The 1,758-nt window shown below is 67.0% G+C and carries 3 protein-coding genes; 1 reads left to right on the forward strand and 2 read right to left on the reverse strand.

The window, feature by feature from the left end:
• The first annotated feature begins 161 nt into the window (after window positions 1–161).
• Entirely contained in the window at window positions 162–584 is a 423-nt protein-coding gene (locus tag HZF19_RS16070) for an HNH endonuclease (RefSeq protein WP_208029809.1), read from the forward strand.
• A 77-nt stretch (window positions 585–661) separates the two neighbouring features.
• Here the strand turns inward: HZF19_RS16070 and HZF19_RS16075 are convergent, their stop codons facing one another.
• Both HZF19_RS16075 and HZF19_RS17555 read right to left on the reverse strand, forming a co-directional pair.
• Window positions 662–805 carry a hypothetical protein gene (locus tag HZF19_RS16075; protein ID WP_208029810.1) on the reverse strand — a complete coding sequence of 48 codons (144 nt, stop codon included), beginning with the start codon at window positions 803–805 and terminating at the stop codon, window positions 662–664.
• 488 nt (window positions 806–1,293) lie between these two features.
• Window positions 1,294–1,563, reverse strand: coding sequence for a helix-turn-helix domain-containing protein (locus HZF19_RS17555; protein ID WP_208029811.1), 270 nt, complete (start codon window positions 1,561–1,563; stop codon window positions 1,294–1,296).
• Window positions 1,564–1,758: the final 195 nt, after the last annotated feature.

The following is a 1,758-nucleotide window of genomic DNA, read 5'->3' on the forward strand; positions in this document are numbered from 1 at the left end:
GCATACAGTCAGCAGCCATCGGGGCCTCCTCGGATCGGCGTCTTCCAACAACACCGAGTCCAGCGAGGCCCCGACCCACACGGGTGGACCCCTACACGCCCCTCATCCCACGATCACGCGCAGTGCCAATCCTTCCCGATGTGGGACTGTGCCTCGCCCACATGAGGCAGCACCTCCGAGGCGAACGGCTGCACATCGTCACCAACGAGCAGTCCATGCCCAGGGGGTCGAAGCGGTACAAGCCGAAGAAGCAGGCCGACGGCACCTACCGTGTCGCCCTCCTTGGCTCGGACACCCACGTCATGACCGTGGACGCCCATGCCCTCGACCTCCTCGAACAGGTCCGTCGGTGGCGGGTGGTGCACGACTCGTGGACGAGTTACGCGATCGTCGATCGCTGCGCCGACAAGACATTGCCCATCCTGCGGATGCCAGCCCACCGCCTCCTCATGGGCGATCCGCCCGAGCCGGGCCTCACCGTCGATCACCTCGACGGATGTGGCCTCAACAACACCTGTGCCAACCTCCGATGGGCCACCAAGACCGAGCAGAACCTCAATCGTCGCCGATGCCCTCGACGTTGATCTGGCCAACCTCGCCGAGCATGGCCGGGAGGGTCGCCGGTTCAACGTGCTCCACCGCCCGGAGATTCGTGAGTTCTTCAACGGAGCGGCTGCCTGATGGCCATGAACGACGCGTACCGCCGACTTCGCCAGTGCAAGGGCACCCGGAAGGACGGGCAGCCCTGCCCGGCGTCCACCGCGGCGGCACCTGCTGCGCGGCCCGCCTCCTCGCCAAGCGCCATCGTCGCCAGGTTGACCGACAGCGAGAGCCACGGTGAGCGCTGAGAAGCCCGCTGGTGGCCTCGCCGTGGTGGATGGTGCCCGTGAGATTCGGACTCCGGTACGGCCCGCCACTGACGACGTGAAGGCCGCCTACGAGGCCCTCCGCCGTTGCCGGGCGATCACTCGCGATGGCCGTCGGTGCCGGGCCTGGGCGGCTTGGGGTGATCCTCGCAACTACTGCGCGAGTCACTCGCACCACCACCGAGGCCGGATGCCGCCGCGGGCCGACTGGACGCCCAAGCGCACACGGGGCACCCCTCGTTGCACTTGCCCTGGGCTGCCTCGGCAGCACTCGCCGAGTATGTGCTCATGGCCCTTGGTGCCCGACTGGGAGGGCGACCCCTACGCCTTGTTGGTCGGCGGGACGGTTCATCAAGCCTCTGCGTGTATGCGCCTGTGAGCACGCCTCGGGGGCGAACTGCGGTTCTGCCGGGGCGCTTCGACGCGATCAGAGGTTCCGGCCGTGGCCTCGGCGGTCGGGCGGCTCGATGCCCGAGACGAGCGCACCGGGATCGACGCCGAGCGCGGCGGCAAGCCGGAGCAGGTTCGGAAGGCGGTTGCCGAACTTCCCCCGCTCGACCTGCGAGACGAAGGACCAGTGAAGGTCTGCTTCATGGGCAAGGCGCTCCTGTGAGAGTCCACGCTCATGGCGCAGTTCCCTGACGCGGACGCCGAACTCGGCCGCGATCTCGGCATCGGTGCGGGCAGATTTGTGCATCTTCGCGCCTACACAACCGACTCAGCGAGGAAATGCCCAGAGAGACAACTTCTAGTGAGATATCATTTGAGACTGCGCGGTTTCATGGGGTGAGGGTGGCTGGTCTCGGTGGTGATGATCGTATGGCGGGGCAGGCGAGGATGCCTCGGGCTTCGAAGTTGGCGTGGTTGGTGAACCCGTACGCGACGCGGCGTA

It is taken from the genome of Rhabdothermincola sediminis (assembly GCF_014805525.1).
GTDB classification, from domain to species: Bacteria; Actinomycetota; Acidimicrobiia; order Acidimicrobiales; family Acidimicrobilacustridaceae; genus Rhabdothermincola; species Rhabdothermincola sediminis.